Annotated in this window: 28 protein-coding genes; 10 read left to right on the top strand and 18 right to left on the bottom strand. The window is 73.3% G+C overall.

The annotated features are described in order from the left end of the window. Window positions 1-2 precede the first annotated feature (2 nt). The 6 genes from folE to dacB all read right to left on the bottom strand — a co-directional run bounded on the left by folE (window position 3) and on the right by dacB (window position 6,959). A complete protein-coding gene (gene folE, locus ACXR2U_RS05440) occupies window positions 3-593 on the bottom strand; it encodes a GTP cyclohydrolase I FolE (protein WP_458823917.1) in 591 nt (196 codons plus the stop codon). A gap of 13 nt (window positions 594-606) precedes the next feature. Further along, window positions 607-2,700: an ATP-dependent zinc metalloprotease FtsH gene (gene ftsH, locus ACXR2U_RS05435; RefSeq protein WP_458823916.1), complete on the bottom strand. Its 2,094-nt coding sequence runs from the start codon at window positions 2,698-2,700 to the stop codon at window positions 607-609. Window positions 2,701-2,924: 224 nt separating this feature from the next. Further along, window positions 2,925-3,479 (bottom strand): hypoxanthine phosphoribosyltransferase, encoded by a 555-nt coding sequence (gene hpt, locus ACXR2U_RS05430; RefSeq protein WP_458823915.1) that lies wholly within the window; start codon window positions 3,477-3,479, stop codon window positions 2,925-2,927. Then, window positions 3,479-4,423, bottom strand: a complete 945-nt coding sequence (tilS, locus tag ACXR2U_RS05425) for a tRNA lysidine(34) synthetase TilS (RefSeq protein ID WP_458823914.1) — start codon at window positions 4,421-4,423, stop codon at window positions 3,479-3,481. The genes hpt and tilS overlap by 1 nt, the downstream gene beginning before the upstream one ends. Before the next feature lie 5 nt (window positions 4,424-4,428). Further along, window positions 4,429-5,493, bottom strand: a complete 1,065-nt coding sequence (locus tag ACXR2U_RS05420; RefSeq protein ID WP_458823913.1) for a zinc-dependent metalloprotease — start codon at window positions 5,491-5,493, stop codon at window positions 4,429-4,431. Between the two features lie 68 nt (window positions 5,494-5,561). Further along, the gene (gene dacB / locus ACXR2U_RS05415; protein ID WP_458823912.1) at window positions 5,562-6,959 is read right to left on the bottom strand and encodes a D-alanyl-D-alanine carboxypeptidase/D-alanyl-D-alanine endopeptidase; all 1,398 of its coding nucleotides are present in this window, start codon (window positions 6,957-6,959) and stop codon (window positions 5,562-5,564) included. Between the two features lie 68 nt (window positions 6,960-7,027). Between dacB and ACXR2U_RS05410 the strand changes: the two genes are divergently transcribed. Further along, entirely contained in the window at window positions 7,028-7,522 is a 495-nt protein-coding gene (locus ACXR2U_RS05410) for an inorganic diphosphatase (RefSeq protein WP_458823941.1), read from the top strand. Window positions 7,523-7,578: 56 nt separating this feature from the next. Here ACXR2U_RS05410 and ACXR2U_RS05405 read toward each other — a convergent pair whose 3' ends face one another. From ACXR2U_RS05405 to ACXR2U_RS05385, 5 genes are all read right to left on the bottom strand, one after another. Next, window positions 7,579-8,547: a sucrase ferredoxin gene (locus ACXR2U_RS05405; RefSeq protein WP_458823911.1), complete on the bottom strand. Its 969-nt coding sequence runs from the start codon at window positions 8,545-8,547 to the stop codon at window positions 7,579-7,581. Continuing rightward, window positions 8,544-9,767 (bottom strand): cupin domain-containing protein, encoded by a 1,224-nt coding sequence (locus ACXR2U_RS05400; protein WP_458823910.1) that lies wholly within the window; start codon window positions 9,765-9,767, stop codon window positions 8,544-8,546. The genes ACXR2U_RS05405 and ACXR2U_RS05400 overlap by 4 nt, the downstream gene beginning before the upstream one ends. Window positions 9,768-9,909: 142 nt before the next feature. After that, window positions 9,910-10,182 (bottom strand): BatC protein, encoded by a 273-nt coding sequence (locus tag ACXR2U_RS05395; RefSeq protein ID WP_458823909.1) that lies wholly within the window; start codon window positions 10,180-10,182, stop codon window positions 9,910-9,912. Window positions 10,183-10,304: 122 nt separating this feature from the next. Further along, window positions 10,305-11,033, bottom strand: coding sequence for a demethylmenaquinone methyltransferase (locus ACXR2U_RS05390; protein ID WP_458823908.1), 729 nt, complete (start codon window positions 11,031-11,033; stop codon window positions 10,305-10,307). Beyond that, window positions 11,030-11,911 carry a DMT family transporter gene (locus ACXR2U_RS05385; RefSeq protein ID WP_458823907.1) on the bottom strand — a complete coding sequence of 294 codons (882 nt, stop codon included), beginning with the start codon at window positions 11,909-11,911 and terminating at the stop codon, window positions 11,030-11,032. The genes ACXR2U_RS05390 and ACXR2U_RS05385 overlap by 4 nt, the downstream gene beginning before the upstream one ends. Window positions 11,912-11,938: 27 nt before the next feature. On the opposite strand from ACXR2U_RS05385, the gene ACXR2U_RS05380 reads away from it, so the two are divergent. Further along, entirely contained in the window at window positions 11,939-12,718 is a 780-nt protein-coding gene (locus ACXR2U_RS05380) for an inositol monophosphatase family protein (protein ID WP_458823906.1), read from the top strand. Window positions 12,719-12,789: 71 nt separating this feature from the next. Further along, window positions 12,790-13,125: a WXG100 family type VII secretion target gene (locus ACXR2U_RS05375; protein ID WP_458823905.1), complete on the top strand. Its 336-nt coding sequence runs from the start codon at window positions 12,790-12,792 to the stop codon at window positions 13,123-13,125. Window positions 13,126-13,332: 207 nt separating this feature from the next. On the opposite strand, the gene ACXR2U_RS05370 is transcribed toward ACXR2U_RS05375, so the two are convergent. After that, window positions 13,333-13,989 carry a hypothetical protein gene (locus ACXR2U_RS05370; protein ID WP_458823904.1) on the bottom strand — a complete coding sequence of 219 codons (657 nt, stop codon included), beginning with the start codon at window positions 13,987-13,989 and terminating at the stop codon, window positions 13,333-13,335. After that, complete coding sequence (locus ACXR2U_RS05365; RefSeq protein ID WP_458823903.1) at window positions 13,986-14,432, bottom strand: hypothetical protein; 447 nt, start codon at window positions 14,430-14,432, stop codon at window positions 13,986-13,988. Before ACXR2U_RS05365 ends, ACXR2U_RS05370 begins: the two co-directional genes overlap by 4 nt. A gap of 149 nt (window positions 14,433-14,581) precedes the next feature. On the opposite strand from ACXR2U_RS05365, the gene ACXR2U_RS05360 reads away from it, so the two are divergent. Continuing rightward, window positions 14,582-15,208, top strand: a complete 627-nt coding sequence (locus ACXR2U_RS05360) for a hypothetical protein (protein WP_458823902.1) — start codon at window positions 14,582-14,584, stop codon at window positions 15,206-15,208. Window positions 15,209-15,215: 7 nt separating this feature from the next. On the opposite strand, the gene ACXR2U_RS05355 is transcribed toward ACXR2U_RS05360, so the two are convergent. Further along, complete coding sequence (locus tag ACXR2U_RS05355) at window positions 15,216-15,548, bottom strand: VOC family protein (RefSeq protein WP_458823901.1); 333 nt, start codon at window positions 15,546-15,548, stop codon at window positions 15,216-15,218. Between the two features lie 282 nt (window positions 15,549-15,830). Here ACXR2U_RS05355 and ACXR2U_RS05350 point away from each other — a divergent pair, with 282 nt between their 5' ends. Both ACXR2U_RS05350 and ACXR2U_RS05345 read left to right on the top strand, forming a co-directional pair. Then, window positions 15,831-17,135, top strand: coding sequence for a reverse transcriptase family protein (locus ACXR2U_RS05350; RefSeq protein ID WP_458823900.1), 1,305 nt, complete (start codon window positions 15,831-15,833; stop codon window positions 17,133-17,135). Window positions 17,136-17,185: 50 nt separating this feature from the next. Next, window positions 17,186-17,728, top strand: coding sequence for a DUF1440 domain-containing protein (locus tag ACXR2U_RS05345; protein ID WP_458823899.1), 543 nt, complete (start codon window positions 17,186-17,188; stop codon window positions 17,726-17,728). 28 nt (window positions 17,729-17,756) lie between these two features. Here ACXR2U_RS05345 and ACXR2U_RS05340 read toward each other — a convergent pair whose 3' ends face one another. The 4 genes from ACXR2U_RS05340 to ACXR2U_RS05325 form a co-directional block, all read right to left on the bottom strand. Then, window positions 17,757-18,332 (bottom strand): dienelactone hydrolase family protein, encoded by a 576-nt coding sequence (locus ACXR2U_RS05340; protein WP_458823898.1) that lies wholly within the window; start codon window positions 18,330-18,332, stop codon window positions 17,757-17,759. Between the two features lie 75 nt (window positions 18,333-18,407). Further along, the gene (locus ACXR2U_RS05335) at window positions 18,408-19,823 is read right to left on the bottom strand and encodes a glucose-6-phosphate dehydrogenase (protein ID WP_458823897.1); all 1,416 of its coding nucleotides are present in this window, start codon (window positions 19,821-19,823) and stop codon (window positions 18,408-18,410) included. 30 nt (window positions 19,824-19,853) lie between these two features. Next, complete coding sequence (locus tag ACXR2U_RS05330) at window positions 19,854-20,216, bottom strand: DUF4229 domain-containing protein (protein WP_458823896.1); 363 nt, start codon at window positions 20,214-20,216, stop codon at window positions 19,854-19,856. A 2-nt stretch (window positions 20,217-20,218) separates the two neighbouring features. After that, the gene (locus ACXR2U_RS05325; RefSeq protein WP_458823895.1) at window positions 20,219-20,716 is read right to left on the bottom strand and encodes an Lrp/AsnC family transcriptional regulator; all 498 of its coding nucleotides are present in this window, start codon (window positions 20,714-20,716) and stop codon (window positions 20,219-20,221) included. Between the two features lie 92 nt (window positions 20,717-20,808). On the opposite strand from ACXR2U_RS05325, the gene ACXR2U_RS05320 reads away from it, so the two are divergent. The 4 genes from ACXR2U_RS05320 to ACXR2U_RS05305 all read left to right on the top strand — a co-directional run bounded on the left by ACXR2U_RS05320 (window position 20,809) and on the right by ACXR2U_RS05305 (window position 24,346). Beyond that, a complete protein-coding gene (locus tag ACXR2U_RS05320; RefSeq protein ID WP_458823894.1) occupies window positions 20,809-22,077 on the top strand; it encodes an isochorismate synthase in 1,269 nt (422 codons plus the stop codon). Between the two features lie 89 nt (window positions 22,078-22,166). Next, window positions 22,167-22,697: a hypothetical protein gene (locus ACXR2U_RS05315; protein ID WP_458823893.1), complete on the top strand. Its 531-nt coding sequence runs from the start codon at window positions 22,167-22,169 to the stop codon at window positions 22,695-22,697. Between the two features lie 216 nt (window positions 22,698-22,913). Beyond that, window positions 22,914-23,228: a sigma-70 family RNA polymerase sigma factor gene (locus ACXR2U_RS05310; RefSeq protein WP_458823892.1), complete on the top strand. Its 315-nt coding sequence runs from the start codon at window positions 22,914-22,916 to the stop codon at window positions 23,226-23,228. Continuing rightward, window positions 23,225-24,346 (top strand): hypothetical protein, encoded by a 1,122-nt coding sequence (locus ACXR2U_RS05305; RefSeq protein ID WP_458823891.1) that lies wholly within the window; start codon window positions 23,225-23,227, stop codon window positions 24,344-24,346. Before ACXR2U_RS05310 ends, ACXR2U_RS05305 begins: the two co-directional genes overlap by 4 nt. Window positions 24,347-24,402: the final 56 nt, after the last annotated feature.

Below are 24,402 nucleotides of genomic sequence, written 5' to 3'. Positions count from 1 at the left end.
GGTCAGCGGCCGAGGACCAGCGAGAGCGCCTCGGCGCGGGTGCGGGGGTCGGACTGGAAGATGCCGCGGACGGCGGAGGTCATGGTGACCGTGCCGGCCTTACGGACGCCGCGCATCGCCATGCACATGTGCTCGGCCTGCACCACGACGATCGCGCCACGGGGGTGCAGCCGCTCGACGAGGGCGTCGGCGACCTGGGAGGTCAGCCGTTCCTGCACCTGGGGCCGGCGGGCGTAGAGCTCGACCACCCGGGCGAGCTTCGACAACCCGGTGATCCGGCCGTCCTCACCGGGGATGTAGCCGACCGCGGCGGTGCCGTGCCACGGCAGCAGGTGGTGCTCGCACACCGAGTAGATCGGGATGTCCTTCACCAGCACCAACTCGTTGTGGTGCTCGTCGAAGGTCGTCGCCAGCACTTCGCCGGGGTCGACGTCGACCCCGGCGAAGATCTCGGCGTACGCCCGCGCGACCCGAGCGGGGGTGTCGACCAGGCCGGAACGGTCGGGATCCTCCCCGATCGCCACCAGGATCTCGCGGACCGCGGCTGCGATCCGCTCCTGGTCGACGCCCGCCTGCGGTTCTGAAGCGGTCACGTGCGACGAGCTCCTACGGTTGTCCGTTGGTGTACGGCGGGGTCGGGAAGTCCGGAGTCGGGACCATGCCCGGCTGGGCGCGGTCGTCCTCGGGCACCTGACCCGAACCGTTGCCGTTGACACCGTTCGCGTGACCGTTGCCGTTGGCACCGTTGCCGTTCACACCGTTCGCGTGACCGTTCTTGGTGACGTCGACGTGCCGCGGGAAGTCGACCGGCGGCCGGTCGCTCGGGGTGCGCTTGCCGAAGCCGCGGAACACGTTGTGCGGCGGGCGCTTGCGGACACCGACCAGGATCCGCTCGAGGTCCTCCTTGGTGAGCGTCTCCTTCTCCATCAGCTCCACGACCATGGCGTCGAGGTGGTCCCGGTTCTGCTGCAGGATCTCCCACGCCTCGTCGTGCGCCATCTCGATCAGCTCACGCACCTCGGAGTCGATGCTGCTCGCAATCGTCTCGGAGTAGTCGCGCTGGTGGCCGTAGTCGCGGCCCATGAACGGCTCGGCGTCACCGGTGCCGTACTTGACCGCACCGAGCTTCGCGCTCATGCCGTACTCGACGATCATGGCGCGGGCGAGCCCGGTGGCCTTCTCGATGTCGTTGCTCGCACCCGTCGTGGGCTCGTGGAAGACCAGCTCCTCGGCGGCGCGGCCACCGAGCGCGTACACCAGCTGGTCGAGGATCTCCGACCGGGTCTGGGTGTACTTGTCCTCGAGCGGCAGCACGAGCGTGTGCCCGAGCGAGCGCCCGCGCGGCAGGATCGTCACCTTGTGGACCGGGTCCAGGTTCGGCATGACCCACGCGGCCAGGGCGTGACCGGACTCGTGGTAGGCCGTCGTGCGCCGTTCCTTCTCGCTCATGGCGCGGGTCTTGCGCTCCGGCCCGGCGATGACGCGGTCGATGGCCTCTTCGAGGTTCTTGTTGGTGATCAGCCGCTCGTTGCCGCGCGCGGTGAGCAGCGCCGCCTCGTTGATGACGTTGGCGAGGTCCGCACCGGTGAAGCCCGGGGTGCGGCGCGCGATGACGTCGAGGTCGACGTCGCGGTCGAACGGCTTGCCCTTGGCGTGCACGCGCAGGACGGCCTTGCGGCCCTCGACGTCGGGCGGGCCGACCGCGATCTGGCGGTCGAAGCGGCCGGGGCGCAGCAGCGCCGGGTCGAGGATGTCGGGGCGGTTGGTGGCGGCGATCATGATGACGCCGCCCTTGACGTCGAAGCCGTCCATCTCGACCAGCATCTGGTTGAGGGTCTGCTCGCGCTCGTCGTGGCCGCCGCCCATGCCGGCGCCGCGGTGACGACCGACGGCGTCGATCTCGTCGACGAAGATGATCGCCGGTGCGTTGCTCTTGGCTTGCTCGAACAGGTCACGCACGCGGGAGGCACCGACACCGACGAACATCTCGACGAAGTCCGAGCCGGAGATCGAGTAGAACGGCACGCCCGCCTCGCCCGCGACGGCCCGCGCGAGCAGCGTCTTACCGGTTCCGGGCGGGCCGTAGAGCAGGACGCCCTTGGGGATCTTCGCCCCGATCGCCTGGAACTTGCTCGGGTTGGCGAGGAACTCCTTGATCTCGTCGAGTTCCTCGATGGCCTCGTCGGCACCCGCGACGTCGGCGAAGGTGGTCTTCGGGGTGTCCTTGCTGACCAGCTTGGCCTTGGACTTGCCGAAGCCCATGACCTTGTTCCCGCCGCCCTGGACCTGGCTCATCATGAAGAAGACGAGGCCGAGGATGAGCAGGATCGGCAGGAACGACGTCAGCAGCGACAGCCAGATGTTGCCGGTGTCGACGCGCGCCGCGTACTGCGCGATCTTGTTGTCGGGGTTCTGGATCGCCTGGGTGAGCGCGTTGCTGTACTCGGCCGGGTAGGTGGCGACGACCTTGCTCGCACCGTCGTACTCCTGGCCCTTGTCGAGGGTGAGCTCGATGGTCTGCTTCGAGTCGTTCTGGAGGGCCTTGTCGACCTTGTCGCCGTTGATGAGCATCAACGCGGTCGACAGGTTGACCTTCTTGTCGCCGCCGGACCCCGACAGTGGGCCCGCGATGATGGCGATGAGCAGCACCACCACGAGCACGAGCAGCCAGGGTGAGCGGAAGACGCGCTTGCTGTTCATCGGCGTCGGTGAGTCCCTCGTTCTCGGCACGGGAGGCCCGAAATGCCGGGCCCGGAAGCTGGCTCGGACGGTACACGGCAGGTGTTGCCACCACCTGTCGACGAAACGTCCACCCCGGCAACGGCCGGCCGGCCCCGCGGGTTCCGCGTGGGCGCCCGCGTTCGCCCCGGGCGGACAGGCCCGAGCGTCGCTCGGTGGTGGCCGGGGTCACCCCGGCGGTGGGCTCAGCTGTAGACCGACGGTCGCAACCGGCCGATGTAGGGCAGGTCGCGGTAGCGCTCGGCGTAGTCCAGGCCGTAGCCGACGACGAACTCGTTCGGGATGTCGAAGCCGACGTACTTCACCGGGACGTGGACCTTCACGGCGTCGGGCTTGCGCAGCAGGGTGACGATCTCGATCGAGCGCGGGTTGCGGGCGCGGAGGTTCTTCAGCAGCCACGAGAGCGTCAGACCGGAGTCGATGATGTCCTCGACGATGAGGATGTCGGTGCCCGCGACGTCGCGGTCCAGGTCCTTGAGGATCCGCACCACACCCGAGGACGTCGTGGCCGAACCGTAGGAGCTCACGGCCATGAACTCCATGGTCGTCGGCCGGGTCATCGCCCGCGCGAAGTCGGACATGAACATCGCCGCGCCCTTGAGCACCCCGACCAGCAGCGGCTCGCGGCCGGCGTAGTCGGTGTCGACCTCGGCGGCCAGTTCCTCGATGCGGGCGGCGATGGCGGCCTCGGTGATGAGGACCTCCTCGACGTCGGCGTCGAGTTCGGAGTTCTTGGCCATCAGCGGGCCTGCTCGTCGGGGCGGGCGGTCGGCATGACCTCCACCCTGCCAGAGACCCGCAGCGCACCGAACCCCCCGGGCAGGTCGACCGGTCCCTGCCCGTGCCACTCGGTGAGCAGCCGGTCGAGTGCGTTCACGTGAACGCGGGTGAGCGGCCCGGCACCGGCCCGTTCGGCGAGCAGCTTCAACGCCCGTCGGCGCAGGGCCGGCGGCAGCACCTCGAGTTGCGAGACCCGGTCGGACACCGCCTGCGCCGCGAGCGCGTCGAGCAGGTCGGTGTCGTCGGCGACCTGCTCAGCCGTCCGCGCCAGCGCCTCCGCGACCCCGCCGCCGAGGACGTCCTCGGCCAGCGGCAGCAGTTCGTGGCGCACCCGGACCCGCCGGAACCGGGGGTCGTCGTTCTGGGGGTCGTCCCAGGGCTCGAGGTCCTGCGCCGCGCACGCGGCCCGGGTCGTGGCCCGGCGCAGCCCGAGGAACGGGCGCACCCGCCGCCCGCCCGACCGCATCCCCCGCAGGGCGGACGGCCCGGACCCGCGGCCGAGGGCCAGCAGCACGGTCTCGGCCTGGTCGTCGAGGGTGTGGCCGAGGAGGACCGGCGACCCGGAGGCGTCGAGGGCGTCGTACCGGGCGTCGCGGGCCGCGGCTTCGGGCCCGGGACCGCCCGGCACCGCGTTCACGTGAACGCGGACGGCCTCGCACCGGGCGAACGGCCAGGCCCTCAACCTCTCGACGACGGCCGCGGCGCGTTCAGCTGAACGCGGCTGCAGCCCGTGGTCGACGGTGACGACCACGCCGCGCCCGGGCGCCTCGAAGGCGACCGCGGCGGCCAGGGCCAGGGAGTCCGCGCCCCCGGAGACCGCGACGACCACCTCGCCCGGCACGTCGGCGAGCGTGCGCCGGACCGCGAGCCGGGTCGCCGCGACCGCCGGGTGCGGACCGGGCACCGGGCTCAGGCCAGGACGCGCCCGACCCACCGCGTCGGGTCGGCGATCTCGGCCTTGGTCGGGAGTGTCTCCGGCGAGGTCCACACGGTGTTGAAGGACTCGACGCCGACCAGGTCGACGACGGTCCGGACGAACTTGGCGCCGTCGACGTACTGCCGGGTCTTGGCGTCCAGGCCGAGCAGCTTCCGCAGCAGGCGGTCCAGCGGGTTGCCGCCCTTCTTGCGGCGGCTGGCGAACCGGCCCTCGATGGCGCTCTGGGTGGGGATGACCGAGTCGTCGACCGCGTTCATGACCCACTCGGCGTGGCCCTCGACCAGTGACATGAAGGCCGTCACCCGCTCGAGCACGGCCCGCTGCTCCGGTGTGGCGAGCAGCCCCATGATCCCGGCGCCGGCGTCGTCGGTCTGCTTGCCGCGGGCGGTGTCGGTGAGCACGCCGAGGGTGTCGGAGAAGCGCTGCCGGAGCGCGCCGGGGTCGGTGTCGAGGGTCGCGCCGAGGGCGTCGACCTCCGAGCGCATGTGCTGCTTCATCCACGGGACGGCCGTGAACTGCACCCGGTGCGTGACCTCGTGCAGGCAGACCCAGAGGCGGAAGTCGACCGGCAGCACCCCGAGGCTGCGCTCGATGGCGACGACGTTGGGGGCGACGAGCATGAGCTGGCCGCCGGGCTCGGCGAAGAACTCGAACTGGCCGAGGACCTTGCCGGAGAGGAACGCGAGCAACGCCCCGACCTGGGTGCCGGTGACCCGGCTGCCGACGGTCTGGGCGATCCGGCCGGGCTGGCGCTGCTCGGTGAGCTTGCCGACCAACGGGTCCATGATCGCCGACATCCCGGCCGTGTTGGTCTCGATCCACGCCTTGCGGTCGACGACGCGGGTGGCCGCGGTGACCGGCGGCTCGGTGAGGCGGGTGATCTCGGCGACGTGGTCCGCGGCCAGGGCGGCGCTGCGGTAGAGCTCGGACACCGCGTGGTCGGCCTCCCGCGGGGAGATCTGCGGGTCGTCGGTGCCGACCGCCCCGATCCGCTGCGCGGTACGCGCCGCGAGGTCCCAGTCCACGAGCGACGCCATGGCGTCACGGTACGGGAGCCGGTGACGGTGACGGGGGCGCTGATGCCCCACCCCACTGCTGGGACGCGTCAGGGCAGACCGGCGAGGGTCGCCGCGACCTCGTCGAGGGCCGCCTCGGCGTCGAGGGTCCCGCCGTACGTGGGGTCGACCCGGTCGGCCAGCACCGCGAAGCCGAGCAGCCGCCCGGAAGCGGTGACCACCACGCCGGACAGGCACGACACCCCCGTGAGCGTCCCGGTCTTGGCCCGGACCCGGCCGGCACCGCTGCTCTCGGGCGCGGTGAGGTAGCGGTCGCGCAACGTGCCGTCCCAGCCCGCGACCGGCAGCATCGTGACGATCGACCGCAGGTCGTCGGTGCGGGCGATGGTGGTGAGCACCGAGGTGAGGTCGCCCGCGGTCAACCGGTCGTCGACCGAGAGCCCGCTGCCGTCGACCATGCCGGTGCCGACGGCCGGGACCACGGCCCGGACCGCCGCGGCCCCGCCGGTGAAGCTCGCCGGCTGGCCACGCTCGATCGCGACGAGGCGCGCGAGCACCTCGGCCAGCACGTTGTCGGACTCCTTGAGCATCTCGTCGACGATCTCGCCGACCGGTGCCGACTGCACCGATCCCAGCTCGGCCGCACCGGCGGGTGCCCGCCCCTGCTGCACGGTCGCGTCGGGGGCGCCGAGCGCGTCGGCGAGAGCCTGGCCGGCGGCGAGGTCGGGGGTGCCGGACCGGACGTCGGCGGTGGGGGTGTCGCGGCCGCCGTCGACCATGGCGGCGGTGATCGGCGCGCCGTACTCGCTGGGGGCGTCCTCGGGGGCCCACCCGGTGGCGGTCGTGGGGCCGGTGAACGCGGAGCCGTCGACGTACACGGTGGTGACGGCCGTCCCGGCCAGCTTCGTCGTCACCCGCGCGGCGAGATCGGTCATCCGGGCCGCACCCGCGTAGGTGGTGGGCACGCCGACCGCGGCGGCGGACAGCGTCGGGTCACCGGCACCGACCAGGACCACCGAACCGGGCGTGGGCCCGGCGACGACCCGCGTGGTGATCCGGTCCTCGGCGCCGTGGACGGTGAGCGCCGCCGCGGCCGTCGCGATCTTGGCCGTCGAGGCGGGCGCGACGGGGACGTCCTGGCCGGAGCGGTAGAGCGCCGTCCCGGAGGCGAGGTCGACCACCGACCCGAGCGTGCGACCGCCGAGCCGCGGGTCGGCGAGCGGACCGGCGAGCGCGGCGGCGACCTGGGCCGCGGTGGGGGCGGATCCGGTGCCGGTGGTGGGGACGGCGGAGGGCGAGGAGGTCGCGGCGGCGACGTCCGCGGGGGTGGGCCGACCGGTCGGCAGGGCGAGCGGCGGCAGCGGCACCTGGGCGTGTCGGGCCTCGCGCCCGGCGAGCAGCCCGACGAGTGCTCCGGCGGCGAGCAGCACCACGGCGGACAGGACGAGGGCCACACCCGCGGCTCTCCCCCGCACGACGTCCGCCACGATCCGTCAGACTAGGTGGCGTTCCGGTGCGCTCCCTGTCACCGGACGACGACCGGAAGGAACGGCTCGTGGAGTTCGACGTCCTCATCGAGGTGCCCCGGGGCAGCCGCAACAAGTACGAGGTCGACCACGAGTCCGGCCGCATCCGGCTCGACCGCACCCTGTTCACCGCGACCCAGTACCCGCTCGACTACGGGTACCTGGAGGGCACGCTCGGCCAGGACGGCGACCCGCTGGACGCCATGGTGCTCATCCACGGCGACCCGCTGTTCCCCGGTGTCCTGGTCAACTGCCGCGCCATCGGAATGTTCCGGATGACCGACGAGAAGGGCCCGGACGACAAGCTGCTGACGGTCCCGGTCGGCGACCCCCGCCTGGAGCACCTGCGCGACATCCACCACGTGCCGGAGTTCGACCGGCTCGAGATCCAGCACTTCTTCGAGGTCTACAAGGACCTCGAGCCCGGAAAGAGCGTCGAGGGTGCGTCCTGGGTCGGCCGCGCCGAGGCCGAGGCGGAGATCCGCCGCTCGCAGCAGCGGCTCGCGGACCTCGGCCAGCACTGAGTCGTACGCCCGCCCCATCCGCGCTGACCGACGTCACCCACCCGGGCGACGCGCGCTCACCTGACCGCGGTGACCGACACCCCGCGGTAGACCCGGGCGGTGGCCTCGGCCGGGCCGCGACACGTGAGCCGGTGCGGTGACGACGTCTCGATCGCGACGCCGACCACCACGGTGCCGGCAGGCGACAGGACGGTGACGTTGGCGAAGTCGTCCGCGATCCGGTCGACCGTGCCGACCTGCAACGCATCGCGGGCGGTCACCGCCAGCCGGTCGTGGGCGATGACCAACGCCGCCTGGGCGATGGGGGCGAGGCCGAGGCGTCCACGCATGAGCCCGGGGACGACCTCACCCGCCTCGATGCGGCGGACCAGGTCGGGTGCGGCGAACGGCAGCACGCGCCCGTAGACCTCGCCGGTGGGCAGCACCAGCAGGTTGGCGGCGAACCGGTCACCGCCGACGTGGCTGGTCTCCCACACCCGCCCGGGCCGGACCTGGTCGAGCTCGAGGGCGAGGGGGCGTCCGCGCAGGGCGCAGCAGGCGTCGTGACGGCCGTGCGTGCAGACCAGGTAGAGCGGGTCGGCGTCGACGACGGCGTTGGTGGGCGGGCGGAACTCCCCCGCCCGGGTGTCGGCCGCCAACTGCTCCGCGAGGTCCGCGAGGTCGGCCACCCGCCACCACGACGTCGCCGTCACGCCGATCCGGGCGTCGGCGAGGGCGACGACGTGGCCTCGCTCGCCGCGGTCGACGTGACGGCCCGGGCGCCGGATCGTCTGCAGCCGCAGACCGGCCGCGGCGGCCAGGCGGTCGATCCGCACGGCGACGTCCGGGTCGGCGCGGCTGTCCGCGAGACCACGCGGACCCCACGGGCCGGGCTGCTCGACCAGCAGCAGCCGCGACGACGGTGGCGCGGTGCCGAGCATCGGGTCACCGCGCAGCTGCGCCTGCAACGCGCACCGGCTGGCCGACTCGCGCGGAACCGGACGGTGCCCGCTGCGTGCCGAGACCGGCAACTCCGCGGCGGTCACGAGCCCGGTGCCACCGGGACCACGACGCCCTCCCGCAGCAGCCGACCGGTGAGTGTCAGCGCGTCGGCGTCGTCGAGTCCGGGCAGGGCACCGGCGGTGACCGTTGCACCCGACAACAGTCGTTCCACGGCGTCGGCCGTCTGAGCGGGAAGCGTGATCGTCTTGTCGAAGACCAGCAGCTTGAGATCGGCGTCGGAACGTTGCACCACGCAACGCAGACCCGCGCGCCGGACCACCTGGTCGTCCGCGGTCAGCGATCCGGCCGCGGCCAGCTGTTCCAGCGGCGCGATCGGCTGGGGTCGGGTCGAACGCGACAGGTGCCGGCCGACGGCCGCGGCGACGGTCGCGACGTCGAGCCGGTCGATGGCCGCGTGCAACGCCTCGCGGGTCGACTTCAGCTCGGCGTCGAGGACGGCCGGATCGGCGAGGTCGACGCCCATCGGCAGCGATCGCCGCAGTTCGAAGTCGTCGCCGAGCGTGGCGACGACCTGCTCGGCCAGCAGCGACCGCGTGATCGGGTGCACGCCGATCGTGAGGTGACCGGAGACCTCACCGAGCGCCGCGGCCGAGTGGAGGTACCCCCGCGGCAGGTAGAGCGCGTCGCCGGGTTCGAGGACGGTGTCGATGACCGGCTCGCCCTCGGCGGCGGCGGCGACCTGCGGCTTGCGGTCGTCCCACGGCTGGCTGCGCAGCGGTGCCTCGAAGACGGGCTCGTGGATCGTCCAGTGCTTGCGGCCGGCGAACTGCAGCACGAACACGTCGTGGACGTCGTAGTGCGGCGAGAACCCGCGGTTCTGCGCCGGGGTGATGTAGGCGTTCACCTGCACCGGGTGACCGAGTTGCTCCGAGAGCGCCGACGCGAACCGGACCATCGGGGGCCACATGCGGTGCAGCCCCTGGAGCACGAGCGTGGCCCCGCCCGCGAACTCGGCGAGGACCTTGTCGTCGGCGGCCTGGTCGGTGATGTCGGCGCCGGCGCCACCGCCGCGGGTGAAGCGGCGGGCGGGCAGGACGTCACCCTCCCTGGCCATCCGCAGGAAGGGCGTGCGCAGGCCGCGGCGCGAGACCAGTTCGTCGACCGCGGCGAGCGAGAGCAGGTCCTCGAACCCGTCGCCGGGCAGGTCGCCCGCGCGCGCGAGCAGAGGCGCCTTCGCCCAGTGCCGCGCGGCGAAGTCCTCGGCGTGCAGGCCGGTGGCCCGGGTCAACGGATCGACGTCCACGTGTTCATCCTCCTCGCGCCTCGAACCCACCTCCACACGGACAGACAGCGCGGGCGGCGGGACCGTGTGGTCCCGCCGCCCGCAGCCGGTCGTTCCGTGGTTCAGGTCGTGCTGGTGGTGCTGGTCGTGCTGGCGGCGTCGATCAGGCGCCGCCGTCGGCCCCACCGTCGTGGACGCCCGGCGTGCCCGAGGCGCCGCCGTCGGCCGGACCCTCGGCGCCGGAGTCGGCACCGCCGTCTGCGCCGCCGTCGTGGACGCCCGGGGTGCCGGAGGCACCGCCGTCGGCGGGGCCCTCCGCGCCACCGTCGGCGCCACCGTCCTGCACGCCCGGGGTGCCCGAGGCACCGCCGTCAGCGGGGCCCTCGGCACCGGAGTCGGCGCCGCCGTCCGCGCCGCCGTCAGCGTCAGTGGTCATGTCGTCGTCGTCGAGCATGTGGTGTCCCTTCGTCGCAGGTGGACGCCGGTGATCCGACGCCGCCCTCCACACTCTGGTGCCCACCCCCGGGGCCCCCCTAACCGGGGTCGGCCGGGGGGTCCTCAGGCGCGGACGGCCCGGTGCAGCGCGACGGCGCCGCCGGTGAGGTTGTGCCACGCGACGCCGGTCCACCCGGCCCGGGTGATCTTGTCCGCGAGACGCCGCTGGTCCGGCCAGGCGCGGATCGACTCGGCGAGGTACGCGTACGCCTCGCCGTTGCTCGACACCTTCCGCGCGATCGCGGGCAGCGCGCGCATGAGGTACTCGGTGTAGACGGTGCTGAACACCGGCACCACCGGACGGCTGAACTCGCACACCACGAGCCGTCCCCCGGGCTTGGTGACCCGGAGCAGCTCACGCAACGCCAGGTCGACGTCGTGGACGTTGCGCAGGCCGAAGCTGATGGTCACGGCGTCGAACACGCCGTCGGCGAACGGCAGCGCGAGGGCGTCACCGGCCACGAGCGGCACCGCGGCGGCGCGGGCCTTCGTCGCGCCGGCGAACAGCATCCCGGTGCTGAAGTCGCTGCCGACGACGTCGGCGCCGGACCGGGCCAGTTCGATGCTGGAGACGGCCGTGCCGGCGGCGAGGTCGAGCACCCGCTCGCCCGGACGCGGGTCGATGAGCCGGCGGGTCCGGCGGCGCCAGAGCTTGTCCAGACCGCCGGACAGCACGGTGTTGGTCGTGTCGTACCTCGCGGCCACGGCGTCGAACATCGCCGCGACCTCGTGCGGGCTCTTGTCCAGCCCGGCGCGGCGCGGGGCCGTCGCCTCGGGCGGTGTGGTGCTCACGTCGGGAGGCCTCTCGTCGGCGTCGCGGTGGGAGCACCGCGCGGGTTGGCCAGACCGATGGTTCCAGTCGCGACCACCGCGAGCGCGAGCAGGTAGCCGACGACGTGCAGCGGGTCGAGCGGCAGCCGTTCCCCGAGCAGCGCCGCGCCCAAGACGACCGACAGCACCGGGTCGACGACGACGTTGGTCGGGTAGGCCGCGCCGAGGCCGCCGATCTGGAACGCCGCCTGGGTCAGGGTCATCCCGAGTCCGCCCGCGACGACGACCGCGACCACCAGCAGCAGTCCGCGGGAGTGCCACAGGGCGTGGACACCGTCGTCGCCGACCACCGCCGACGTCTCGTCGATGAGCACGGCGACGACCGCGAAGAGCATGCCGCCGAGGGCACCGAACACCACGGCGCGCACGCGGGGCACGGCCGCGAGCGCCGCCAGTGCGACGACGACCGCGAGGCCGGTGCCGCCGGCGGCGACCAGCAGCGTCGCACCCGCGCGGTGCCGGGTGGGCTCGCCCGGATCGCCGACGAGGAGCAGGAACAGCGCGAGCCCCAGGACGACCGCGACCACCGCTCCCCAGTCCCGCGCCGTCGGCCGTGGGCCGCCGAGCCGCGCCCGGATCGGCATGGCCACCGGCAACGAGAGCACCTGCAGCGGCTGGATCAGCACCACCGGGCCGGTCGAGAGGGCCACGACCTGCAACAGCAACCCGATGGCGTCGCCGCCGACCGAGAGCAACCAGCGCGGGTTGCGCAGCAGCGCGAGCAGGCCGCGGGCGTCGGTGCGACCGCTCTCGTCGTGGACCGCGGCGTGCTGCACCGCGGTCGAGCAGCCGTACGCCACGGCGGACAGCACGCCGAGGGTCAACGACAGTGCGAGCACGTCGGCACGCTCCCATAGGCTCCCTGTGTGGTGGAAACGGTGTCGGATGCAGCGCTCGCCGCGTCGTTGGTGCGTGAGGCCGGGGTGCTCGCCGCGCGTATGCGGGCCGGTGACGACCTCGAGGTGGCGCGCAAGACCTCCGTGTCCGACATCGTGTCGGCCGCGGACCACGCAGCCGAGGAGCTGGTGGTCTCGCGGCTGGACGACGCCCGCCCGGCCGACGGCATCATCGGCGAGGAGGGGGCGTCACGGCCGTCGTCGTCGGGCCGGACCTGGCACCTCGACCCGGTCGACGGCACGTACAACTTCGTCGCCGGCATCCCGGTCTGGTGCTCGGCGGCGGCGCTCGTCGACGACGCCTCGGGCGACGTCCTGGTCGGGGCGGTCTACCACCCGGCGTCGGACGAGCTGTGGCTCGGCGGCCGCGACCTGCCGACGACCCGCAACGGCGTCGAGGTGCCGGCCGTGACCGACGCTCCGCTGGCGTCGTTGTCGGTGGCGTCCTACCTGCACCCGTCGACCATGGCCGACGCCGGGTTGCAGGCGGCGTGGGTCGACGTGATCAGCCGCGCGGCCACCGTGCGCATGCTGGGTTCGGGCTCGGTCGAACTCGCCGCCGTCGCCGCGGGCCGGCTCGGGTGCTGGATCCAGCACGACTCGCTCTCGTGGGACTGGCTGCCCGGCTCCGCCCTGGTGCGCGCGGCCGGGGGGACGACGGCGGAGATCGAGGTCGGCGGTCACGTCTGGCGCGCGGCCGGCCCGGCGACGGCCGTCGCCGAAGCGGTGCGGGTGCTCGCCGCCCACTGAGCTGTGGACGGTCGTCCACAGACGTTTGACGCTGGTTGACGTGGTTTGTCGTGCGGTGCGACCGTCGAGGCATGGCAGCCGGATTCGACCTCGACCCCGAAGCCCTCACGGCCGGCAGCGTCGACGTCGACCGCGCCCACACGTCACTGGTCGCGGCGCTCGGTGACGTCCGCGCCGAGCTGACCGCACTGGTCGGGTCCGGGTGGCGGGGTCAGGCGGCCAGCACCTTCCTCGCGGGCTACGAGGAGTGGGAGCGCGGGGCAGGGCGGGTGGTCGCGGCGCTGGCCGACCTCGGCGGCGCTCTCGACGACTCCCGCCGCGCCTACCTCGGTACCGACGCGGGCGTGGCCGACCGGCAGGGCCCGCTCGCGGCGCGGCTGCACTCCAGGTTGGGCGGGATCGCCTGATGCCCGCCTTCGCCGTCGACCTCGACCGCCTCGACGACGCCGTGGGCCTGCTCCGCCGGTGCCACGGACATGCGCGAGGGCCTCGCCGCCATGCGCGCCGCGGCCGGCACCGCCCACGGCAACTACCTCGCCGCCGTCGCCGCCAACCTCGCGATGTGGCGGTGACCCTGGCGATCACGCCGCGTGGCCGCGTTCACGTGAACGCAGCTACGGCGTGTCGCGACGGGACGGCGTGTCGCGACGGGACGGCGTGTCGCGACGGGACGGCGTGGACCGCGTGGGGCGGATGCCACGGGCGGCGGCGGCCCGCAGCGTGCGGCGGCGGATGACCACGGCGAACGCGCCCAGAACCGTCAGGGCGCCACCGAGGACCACGTAGCCCCAGCCCGGTCCGCTGTCGCTGAGTACGCCGAACAGACCGAGCAGCAGGTAGAACGGGCCGAGGCCGAGCGAGAGGAACTGACGGCGGCTCCCGAGTCCGTCGACCACCTGCTGTGCGCTCGCCGCCTGCTCCGGCGTGAGCGGCTCGCCGCGTCGGAGCGCTCGCACGGTGCCCGGCGCGATCGGCTGGGGCAGCGGCCCCGCGGGCGTCATCGGGCCGGGCGTGCGCCGTTGGGCGAGCAGCGCGAGCGCACCGAGGCCCAGCACGCCGACGCCGACCGCGAGGGTCGCGGGCACCCAGACCGCCCAGTCCGGCCGGAACCCCGGGTGCAGGTGAGTTCGCACCGCGGCACCGCCGAGCACCGCGGCCATGCCCAGGACGACGAGGCCCGCGAGGGCCACGAACACCGGCCGCGTCACCGACAGCGGCGTGGCCCACGGCTCGCGCTCGCGCCCGCGCCGGGTGGTCCGGGCGTCGGTCACGCGGCCCCACCCGTGCGGCTCGCCGTCGCCGCCGCTCCGATCCGGTCGAGGAAGCGCCGGGCCCGGCGGTCGTCGGCCAGCGTCTGCACGGCTCCCGCAACGAGGAACACATCGGCGACCGCCACCGACAGCCGCGCCAGCAGCACGTGCGGACTCACGAACACGTCGACGGTCGTGAGAGCGACTCCCACCCCGGGGAGGATCGTCCACCGCCGTTCGATCATGGCCCGGGCCGTGACCACCGCGACCTCGCGGTGCCGCGGGTCGACCAAGCGGCCGGCGCGGATCGCCCGCATCAGGGCGCGCCGCTGCGGCCGGTCCAGGCTTCGCAGCGCGGTGGTCTGCGACCGTCGGTACCTGGCGGTGCGCCAAGCCCACCCCACCGCCCCGCAGATGACGACGAAACCGGCCAGGGCCAGACAGCCCGCGACCGCGTGGGTCACGGCTGACACCTGGTCGTGGTTCACGTGCAGTGGTGTGACCACCTGACGACGAGGTGTCACATCAGGGTCGTGTTCGAGGTCGCCCGCGGTGCATCCGGATCGGGAGCGGCGCGGAGACCAGCGGGGTGCCAGGGGGTACGAGGGGGCTCGTGGACGACACGCACCAGGGGGTGCCGAGCGGCGATCCCGAGCTGGACCGCCGGCTCGCGGCGGTGGACGCCCGCGCCCGGCGACGCTGGCTCGTGACGATGGGCGCCGTCGTCGTCGTGGTGGCGGTCGTGGTGCCGGTGCTGCAACCGCTGCTCGACGGCCGCCGCCCGCACCGGTCGGTCCACCACGGTGGCGCGCCGACCTGGGTGGCGGTCGCCGTCCCGGTCGGGATCATCGTGGTCGGCATCGCTGTGGTGGCGTGGCTGCTGACCCGCCGTCGTGGGGTGTTCGCCCCGCCACTCGTGGGAGGTCTGCCGCGAACGACCCGCCGGGGCATCGGCCGGACTCTGCGCCGCGGCGGCCCACCGAGCCCTGACCCGCTGGTGCGCGAGGTCGAGGTCCGGACCGCGCGACGCGCCGTGCGGCAGTCGACGTTCGGCTACCTGGTGTTCGGTGTGCTGCTGGTGCTGTCACTCGCGCTGGCCGTCTTCGACGCCCGCACGACGGCTGGGGTGGTCTTCCACCTCGCCACCGCCGTGCTGTTCGCCGGGTTCCTCGTCCTGCAGGTCGTCACCACCCGTGGGGCGAAGCGCTACCTCGCGGGCCTCGACCCGGGTGCGCCGTAGCGCCGCGTCAGGCGCCCGTCAGCACCACGCGGTTGCCGTCGGGATCGGTGAGCTGCAGGATCCGCGACGACGTCGCCTGCGTGATGCCGTCGTGGTCGACGCCGGCGGCGGTGAGCCTCGCGGCGGCGGCGTCGAGATCGGTGTCGTCGAGGACGATCGAACCGTGTCCCGCCCGCCCGGCCTCGGACCACACCTGCACCCCGAAGGTGTCGGCGAGGTGCCACTCGAGCAGTCCCGGCATCGGGTTCGCGTCCGGCTCGGCGCCGAACAGCGCGGTGTACCAGGCCCTCGCTGCCGGCAGGTCGGACACGGTGGCCTGGGCGAGCAGGCGGTGGATCACGGAAGACCTCCGATGGCCGTGGGGATCACCCGACCGTAGCGACCCCGGACGGGGCTGAGGAACCCGTCGTCGCGCGAGGGTGACGCACGGGAGGGCGGTGACGTAACGTCCGGCCGTGCGGCGACGGGTGGGCGACGGGACGATCGGGTCGACCCGGTCCCTCCGGGGTCACCCCGGGGGCAGTGCACCGAGCACGGCATCCCGCGGCGCGCCTGAGCCCTGCGACACGTCGCAGACGACGGCGCGCCCAGCACGGCAGGGCCGTCGTCACCCGTCGCCCGCATGACCCACCCGGCCGACCCGGTCGACCCCGACCTGGTCGTTGTCCTCTGCAACGGTCCGTGGCGCGTCGAGCCGATGGCCATCCGGCTCGCGCAGCACCGCGGTCGGTTGCTGGCCACCGAGGCCGACCGACGGCTCACCCGTGCCCTGGTGGAGGCCTTCCCGGACGGCGCCGACGAGGACGAGATCCGCGCGTTGCTGAGCACGCCGGTCTTCGTGCACTGGTGGCAGTCGGTCGCGTTCGAACCGGATCACCGACCGGTCACCCGGTCGCCCGGAGCGCTGGCCGATCTCACCGACCTCGCCGCCCTGGCCGTGCGGCTCGACGTGCTCCCCGACGAACTCGAGCACCTGGCCCGCTGGCAGCGTCCCGCCGCCGACACCGGGCCGGACCGGGCGAGGCACTACCGCTACCTGGTGCGGCCGACCCGCGGCGGTGGGGTCCGGGTCCTCGAGGTGCCGAAGGAACGACTGAAGGAGGTACAACGTCGAGTGCTACGGCGGATCCTCGACGCCGCGCCGGTGAACCCGGCTGCGTACGGCACGAGTCCCGGGCGAGGAGTTGTGGCGGCGATCGGGCAGCACACCGCGTGTGACGTCGTGGTGTCTCTCGACATCGAGAGGTTCTTCACCACCCTCACCGTGGCCCGCGTGGTCGGCTGGTTCGCGCACCAGGGCGTGGCCGACGAGCCGGCCCGACTGCTCGGGCGCCTGGTCACGAACGCCGTACCGATCGACGTCCGCGCCGGGCTGCCACCACTGACCGGTGCACAGGGCATCGATCGCACCTGGCGCCGTGACCGGGACCTCGCGACCCGCCACCTGCCCCAGGGCGCCCCGACCTCACCGGCCCTCGCCGACCGGATCTGCCGGGTCCTGGACCTGCGCCTGGCCGCCCTGGCCGCCCGCCTCGGCACCACCTACACCCGGTACGTCGACGACCTCACCTTCAGCGGCCCACGTTCGGTGCCGGTAGCGGCCCTGATCGCCCACGCGCGGACCATCGTGGCCGACGAGGGGTTCCGGCTGGCCGCGGCGAAGACCCGGGTGCAACGGTCGTCCGGTCGGCAGCTGGTTCTCGGCGCGGTCGTCAACGACCACCAGACACTCACCCGCGCCGAACGCGACGCCCTCAGGGCCACGGTGCACAACTGCCGGACCCACGGTTGGCGGACCCAGCTCCGCGGCCAACCGGCCGAGGGGTTCCGCGAACGGCTCACCGGGCGCGTCGCCTGGCTGGCCGCGCTCGACCCGGTCCGCGGACGACGGCTGCTGGCCGAGCTCGCCACCGTCGACTGGTCCTGACCGCGTCACGTGGGGGGTCCGGCCTCCCCCGCGGCGGGTAGGGCAACCAGGTGAACCAGACCGCGCTGCCCCTGACCCTGCTCGCCGGAGCCGCCGCGGCCGCCGTCGGCACCGTCGTCAAGACCAAGGCCGAGGGGGTGCTGCAGCCGTGGGCCGAGAAGCTGCTGCCACCGTCTCCCGCCGACAAGCGCGGACTCGGCGCGGACCCCGGCGGCCACCCGGAGAACATGCCGCCCTCGGAGGTGGCCGACCGCGTCCAGCACACCGTGACCGGCGGCGAACTGTCCGACGAGCAACGCCAGCAGGTCGCCGGCCCTCTGCACTGGGGTATGGGCCTCGGCGCCGGTGTGGCCTACGCGGTGTTGGCGCGCCGCTACCCGGTGGTCCGGGCGGGCCACGGCGCGGCGTTCGGCGCGGTCCTGTTCGCCGCCACCCACGGCAGCACGTTGCCCGCCGCCGGGTTGCAGGAGCCGCCGACCCGGCTGCCGAAGGCGTGGTGGATCTGGGAGGGCGGTTCGCACGTCACCTACGGCGTGGCCGTCGACCTGGTGCTCCGCACCGTCGAGGCCGGCCTCGCCCGGGTCCGGCGCTGAGGGCGCCGGCCCGGGCCGGGCGGTGCGCTCAGCCGCGCTGCTGGAGGAACGTCAGGACGCGCTCGCTGAACGCCGACGCCGCGGCGGCGTCGAAGTCGGGCAGCGAGGAGTCCACGAACAGGTGGGTCGCGCCGGGGTAGGTGAACACCTCGACGGCCGGTTCGGACGCGGCGAACTCCTGGGCGGCGGCGAGGTCGCCGGACTCCGCGAACTCGGGGTCGGCGTCCATCCCGTGGACCTGCGCCGGCAGCCCCTCGGGCCAGGTCCCGAACTCCTCCGGCGGCACGAACCCGGAGATGAGCACTGCGCCCTTCGCCCCGGGCCGGTTCTGCGCCAGCGCCATCGCGGGCAGCGCGCCGAGGGAGATGCCGGCGTACACGAGCTCCGACGGCAGGTCGGCGGCCGAGCCGACCCCGGCCTGCGTGATCTCGGCGAACCCGACGCCACGGACGTGGGCCATGCCCTCGTCGAGGGTGGCGTAGGTCTTGCCCTCGTAGAGGTCGGGCGTGTGGACGGTGTGCCCGGCCTCGCGCCAGGACCGGGCGAGCTCGAGCACCCCGGTCGTCAGGCCCTGGGCGTGGTGGAACAGCACGATCTCGGTCATGTCCGGATCCTCCTGGTTCGTCGGTGAGGCGCCACCCTCCCGCACCCCACCGACAACGTCAGTGCAGCCGCCCGGTCACTCCCCGAGCAGCCAGCCGTCCGGGCCGGCGAGCAGGGCGGCCGACTCCGGACCCCACGAGCCGCGCGCGTAGGGCAACGGCTTCGGACGGTCGTCGAGGATCCCCGCGATCGCGTCCCAGGCGTGACCGAGGCCGTCGGGCCGGGTGAACAACGACCGGTCGCCGAGCACCACGTCGTTGATGAGCTTGACGTAGGGCGGCAGCGGGTCGGCGTCGTGGACGTCGGCGAGCGGCAGGTCGGTGGTGGCACAGGTCAGCGTGAACTCCGGACCGGGTTCCTTGACGACCATCCGCAGGTCGATCGCGCCCGATCCCGACAACTTGACCGTCAGCACGTTGCCGAGGTCGGGCGTCTCGCCGTGCAACGGGCCGTCGTCCGGGCGGTGGAAGATCAGCGAGACCTGCTGCTCGCTCTGGGCCATCTGCTTGCCGGTGCGCAGCAGGAACGGCACCCCGCGCCATCGGGGGGTGTCGATCCACAGCCGGGCGGCCACGAACGTGTCGGTGGTGGAGTCGTCGGCGATGCCCTCGGTGTCCCGGTAGCCCTCGAACTGGCCGAACACGACGTCGTCCTTAGACAGCGGACGGAACGCGCCGATGACGGCCTCGCGCGCGGCCTGCAGGTCGTCGGCCGCCATCGACGCCGGCGGCTCCATCGCGACCTCGGCGGCGACCTGGAACAGGTGCGTGACGATCATGTCGAGGAACGCGCCGGTGCCGTCGTAGAACTCGGCGCGGTCGTCGATGTCGAGGGTCTCGGGGACGTCGATCTGCACGGCGCGGACGTGCTCGCGCGACCACACGTGGTCGAACAGGCCGTTGCCGAAGCGCAGCGCGTGCAGGTTCTGCGTGCCCTCCTTGCCGAGGAAGTGGTCGATGCGGAACACCTGGGACTCGTCCAGGACGGCGTGCACGGCCTCGTCGAGTTCCCGGAAGTTCGACGGCGACGTGCCGAACGGCTTCTCGTAGACGACCCGTGCGTTCTCGGCCAGACCGTGCGCCCCGAGCGCCTTGGTGGTCTCGATGAACGCGGTCGGGGGGATCGCGAGGTAGTGGATGTACTGCGCGTCGTCCCCGCCGAGGTGCTTCTTGCCCTCTTCGATGACGTCGAGCAGCGAGCCCGGGTCGTCCTCCTTGAACCCGCCACCGGCGAAGCGCAGGTGCTGGCGGAAGTCGTCCCACGGGCCGTCCTCGGGCTTCGGCCCGAACTCCTCGAGCGCGTCGTGGACGTGCTGCTGGAAGTCCTCGTGGGAGACGTCGCCGCGGCCGTTGCCGATCAGCAACCACTTCTCCGGGAGCAGGTCGTGCTGCGCCAGCTGGAAGAACGCCGGGAGCACCATGCGCTTCGCGAGGTCCCCGGTCGCGCCGTAGAGGACGAAGGCGGTCGGCTTGGCGTCGGAACTCGTGGGCATGCCCGGAACCTACCCAATCCGCATGACGGCTCAGCGCCGCTTGGTGCGGCCCTTCGCCGGCATCTCCCGGACCCCGGGCGGCAGCGCGCTGCCGGTGTCTCCGGCGTCACCGTCGTCGTCGAGGCGCTTGCCGAGGTCGACCTGCCGTTCGTGCCGCTGTCCGACCCGCGCCTCGATCGTCGCCGCGAACGCCTGGCGGGGTTTCGCCAGCAGGAACCACGACAACGGCACGGAGACGACGATCGCGATGAGCGCGGCGAACAGCCACGGCACCCCGACGACCCACAGGATCAGCCACAGCACGCCGAAGAGGGCGAAACGCGCGAGCGTGTAGATCCAGAAGGCCCGGTAACCCTGCAGCCAGGTGCTGCCGGCGGGACGGTCGTCGCTCACGGTCACGAGGGTACGTCGGCGTCCTCGTCGGGCATGTGGGCCGAACGCACCCGGCCCTCGAACCGGGTCGACAGCACGACGGTGGTGCGGGTGTGGCCGACACCCGGGATGTCGTTGAGCTGACGGATGACCCGCTCCAGCGCGCCGACGTCGGGCACCCGCACCTTGATGATGAGGCTCTCCTCGCCGGCGACGAACCAGCAGTCCTCGACGGCGTCGATCGCGGCCACCGCGTCCTCGACGGTGTCGTTGCTCTGCAGCGGGGTCTGCCCGGGGGGCGCGCCGTTGACGAACACCGAGATGATGGCGCCCATCGAGTAGCCGAGGGACTCCGGCGCGACGGCTGCGTGGTAGCCGGTGATGACCCCGGCCGCCTCGAGCTTGCCGACCCGTTCGTGCACCGTCGGGGCCGAGAGCCCGACCTCCCGGGCGAGTTCGGTGAAGGTCGCGCGTCCGTTCGCGCGGAGGGCGTCGAGCAGGGCCCGGTCGACCGCGTCCATGCGCACTGTCTACTCCCCGCCCGCCCGGCCTGTCGGGTCCGTCACGGGGTTCGCGGGCAGTCCTGCCTCCCTCGCGTCCTACTGTGAGAGTTGTGACCGGGGCGTTGCTGGGCCAGACCGCGGGCGCGCTCGCGGTCCGGACCGTGGCCGTCCCGGATCCCGGTGTCGCGCTCGTCGACCTGCTGCCGTCGTCCGACGGCCTGGTGTGGTCGCGTCGCGGCGAGGGCCTGATCGGGTGGGGCGAGGCCGCCGTGCTGCGCCCCTCGGGTCCGGACCGGTTCGCCGAGGCGCAGGCCTGGTGGGCCGACATCGCCGGCCGCGCCGCGGTGCGCGACGAGGTCGGACGTCCGGGCTCGGGCCTGGTCGCCTTCGCCTCGTTCGGCTTCGCCTCGGGGTCCGACTCGGTGCTCGTGGTGCCGTCGGTGGTCGTGGGACACCGCGGCGACCACTGGTGGGTGACGACCGTCGGGGTCGACGGCGACCTGCCACCGCTGCCGCCGGAGCTCGTCGCGGCCCCCGCCCCCTCCACGCCCGGTGACCTCGACGCCGCCGACGGCGCGCTGTCGGAGACGGAGTGGACGCACGCCGTGGCCGCCGCCGTGGCCCGCATCCGCGCCGGTGGCCTCGACAAGGTCGTGCTCGCCCGCGACGTCGACGTCCGCGCGACCGAGCCCGTCGACCTGCGCTGGCCGTTGCGCCGCCTCGCGTCCCGCTACGACTCGACGTTCACCTTCGCCGTCGACGGCCTGCTCGGCGCCACCCCCGAACTGCTCGTGCGCCTCGACGGCCGACTCGCGACCTCGCGGGTGCTGGCCGGGACGATCCGCCGCACCGGCTCCCGCGCCCGTGACGAGGCCCTGGCCGGCTCGCTGGCGCGGTCGTCGAAGGACCTCGAGGAGCACGAGTACGCGGTGGCGTCGGTCGCCGGCGCGCTCGCCCCGCACTGCACCGGCATGAACGTCCCCGACGCCCCGTTCGTGCTGCACCTGCCCAACGTCATGCACCTCGCCACGGACGTCACGGGCGTCGTGGCCAACGGGTCCTCGGCGCTGTCACTCGCGGCGGCGCTGCACCCGAGCGCGGCGGTCTGCGGCACTCCGCGAGACGTCGCCGAGTCGGTCATCGCCGACCTCGAGCACATGGACCGCGGCCGGTACGCGGGGCCCGTCGGGTGGGTCGGGGCCTCCGGCGACGGCGAGTTCGGCATCGCACTGCGCAGCGGTCAGTTGGATCCGCAGGACCCGCGCCACGTCCGGATCTTCGCCGGCTGCGGCGTGGTCGCGGACTCCGTGCCCGCGGCGGAGTTGGCCGAGAGCAACGCCAAGTTGTTGCCGATGCTGGACGCGCTCGCCTCGGACTGAGGCTGGTCCCGGGGCTCGCCCGTTCCCGGACGTGAGCGGACGACGGGTCCCGTTCGGGGGGTACGAGACCCGTCGTCCACGCGGACGGCGTGACGTCGGAGCCCGAGGGCACCATCCCGCGCACGTTGCTGGACGAGGGGCGTCAGACCGACCGCGAGACAGACCATAGGCGGCAACTGCCGTTGCTGCAACCCCAGTTGCAGCAACCGCCGTTGCCACACCTGCAGGTCAACCCCCTCGCGGGGCAATGGCTGTTGCGGAAAGGGGGGTTGCGGCATGATGTGCGCATGTCCGCCCCCGACCCGTCGCTGGACGCCCTCGCCGACCTGCTGGTCGCGGTCGAGGAGACCGAACGCGACCTCACCGCCATCAAGGTGCGAGCCGCCCACATCCAGCAGCAGCGCGCTGCGGGCGTCGGCTACACCGCCCTGGTCTCGGCCGAGGAGCCCCCGATGATCGTGTCGCTGCTCGCCCGCGTGAACGACCGGCTCAACCAGGCCGGCGGGGAGTGGCGCCGCCGCGAGGCGCAGGCCCTGCACGACGAAGGCCTGTCGATGGAGGCCATCGCCGGGCTCTTCGGGGTGTCGCGCCAACGGGTGAGCGCGCTGCTGCGGCGCTGACGTCCGGGTACACACACCGCGGTTCTGGTGCGTTGTGGAGGGTGTGACGTTCGAGAGCTGGGCCGCGGGGCACGTCCCCGCCCTGCTCGGCGCCGCCCGCGCGATGTGCGGTGACCTCGGCACCGCCGAGGACGTGGTCCAGGACGTCCTGGCCAAGGCCTACGCCCGCTGGGACCGCATCTCCCTGCTCGACGCCCCGACGCGTACGTGCGCCGGATGGTGGTCAACGAGGTGGTCTCGTGGCGCCGCAAGTGGGCGCGGTCGGTGCCGCACGCCGATCCCGTGCTGCCGGCCGTCGCGGACACCACCGATCGTCACGCGCAACTCGACGCGCTGCTCGCCGAGATCCGCAAGCTGCCCGCCCGGCAACGGGTCGTGATCGCTTTGAGGTACTTCGCTGACCTGTCCGACGAGCAGATCGCCGCCGACCTCGGGTGCGCGCCCGCCACCGTGCGCGTGCACGCCTCGCGCGCGCTGGCCGCGCTCCGGGTCAGTCCCGAACTCGCAGCTTCCGCGGAGGAATCACCATGACACGCAGTGAGCACGATCTGCGAACGTTGCTCCGTGCACCGGTCGATCCTTCGGTCGTCGACCGCGTGCTGGACCGGGCCGGCGCTGGCGATCGGCGCCCGGCGGGTCGTCGTCGACCCCTGGTCGTGGCGGCCGTCGCCGCCCTCGCGCTGGTGCTCGTGGTCGGTGTCGTGCTGGCCGTCGTGAACGACCGTCCGGGCGGGCGTTCCGCACCGCAGCCGCCGGTGGCGCCCACCTCGTCGGCCACCACGAGCCCGACGCCCACGGCCGCCGCCCTACCGGCCGGCGCGTTCGTCGCGGCCGTCGATCCCGGGACGCCCTACTCGCTCTCCGGCGAGGACTCCTCGACGACCGCGGAGGAACTGGCGGTGTTCTCGAAGGACTCAGCGGTGCCCATCCCGGTGGCACGGCTCGTCGTGTCGACGCCCGGCACGCGCCACGACCCGCTGATCGCCGGTCGTGCGCCGGTGACGTTGACCGGCGGCACGCCGGCGCGGTGGGTGATGGTCCGGTACCTGTCGAACACGCCGCACTCGACCACGCCACCCGAAGCGCTCGACGCGGTGCAGTGGACGGATCCGTCCGGCCTCGTCTTCACGGTCGCAGCCACCAACCCGAACGTGAAGCTGCTGCTTGCGATCGCGGCGGCCACCCACCTCGCCGATGCCACGCCCAGCTTCGTGCCGATGCGGGTCACGAGCCTGCCGAGCGGGTGGACGTTCGCCGGGGTGACGACCGAGTCGGTGTACTGCTGCGTTGCGATGACCGAGGGCCAGATCGACGTGACCGCCACCTTCGACACCCCAGCGGGCTCGGGTGGCACGCCCGGCGCGGCCGTCGAGTGCGTCGGCGCGGCGTGGGCGAACCGGTTCACGTACCGCGGGACGCCGGTCCAGATCGACGGCCGGACCTGGCTGCTGGACACCGCCGCCGGCACACTCACCTGGCGTGGGCCGGACCGCTCGATCCGGATCGGGAACTCGCTGGCCGCGGGGGAGTCCGGTTATCCGGCCGTGACGTCGGCCGACCTCGAGGCGATCGCCGGGTCGCTCGTGCTGTCGTCCTCGATCGACAGCGGGATGTCCTGGTTCGACGCCACCACGGCGTTCGCACCCTGACCGCCCTGGTCCTCACCGCTTGACGCGGAGTGTTCACAGTGTGAATACTCCCGTCC

The organism is Jatrophihabitans sp. YIM 134969 (assembly GCF_054456675.1).
The sequence above is the reverse complement of the archived record's forward strand: the minus strand, read 5'-3'. Positions and strand labels throughout refer to the sequence as shown.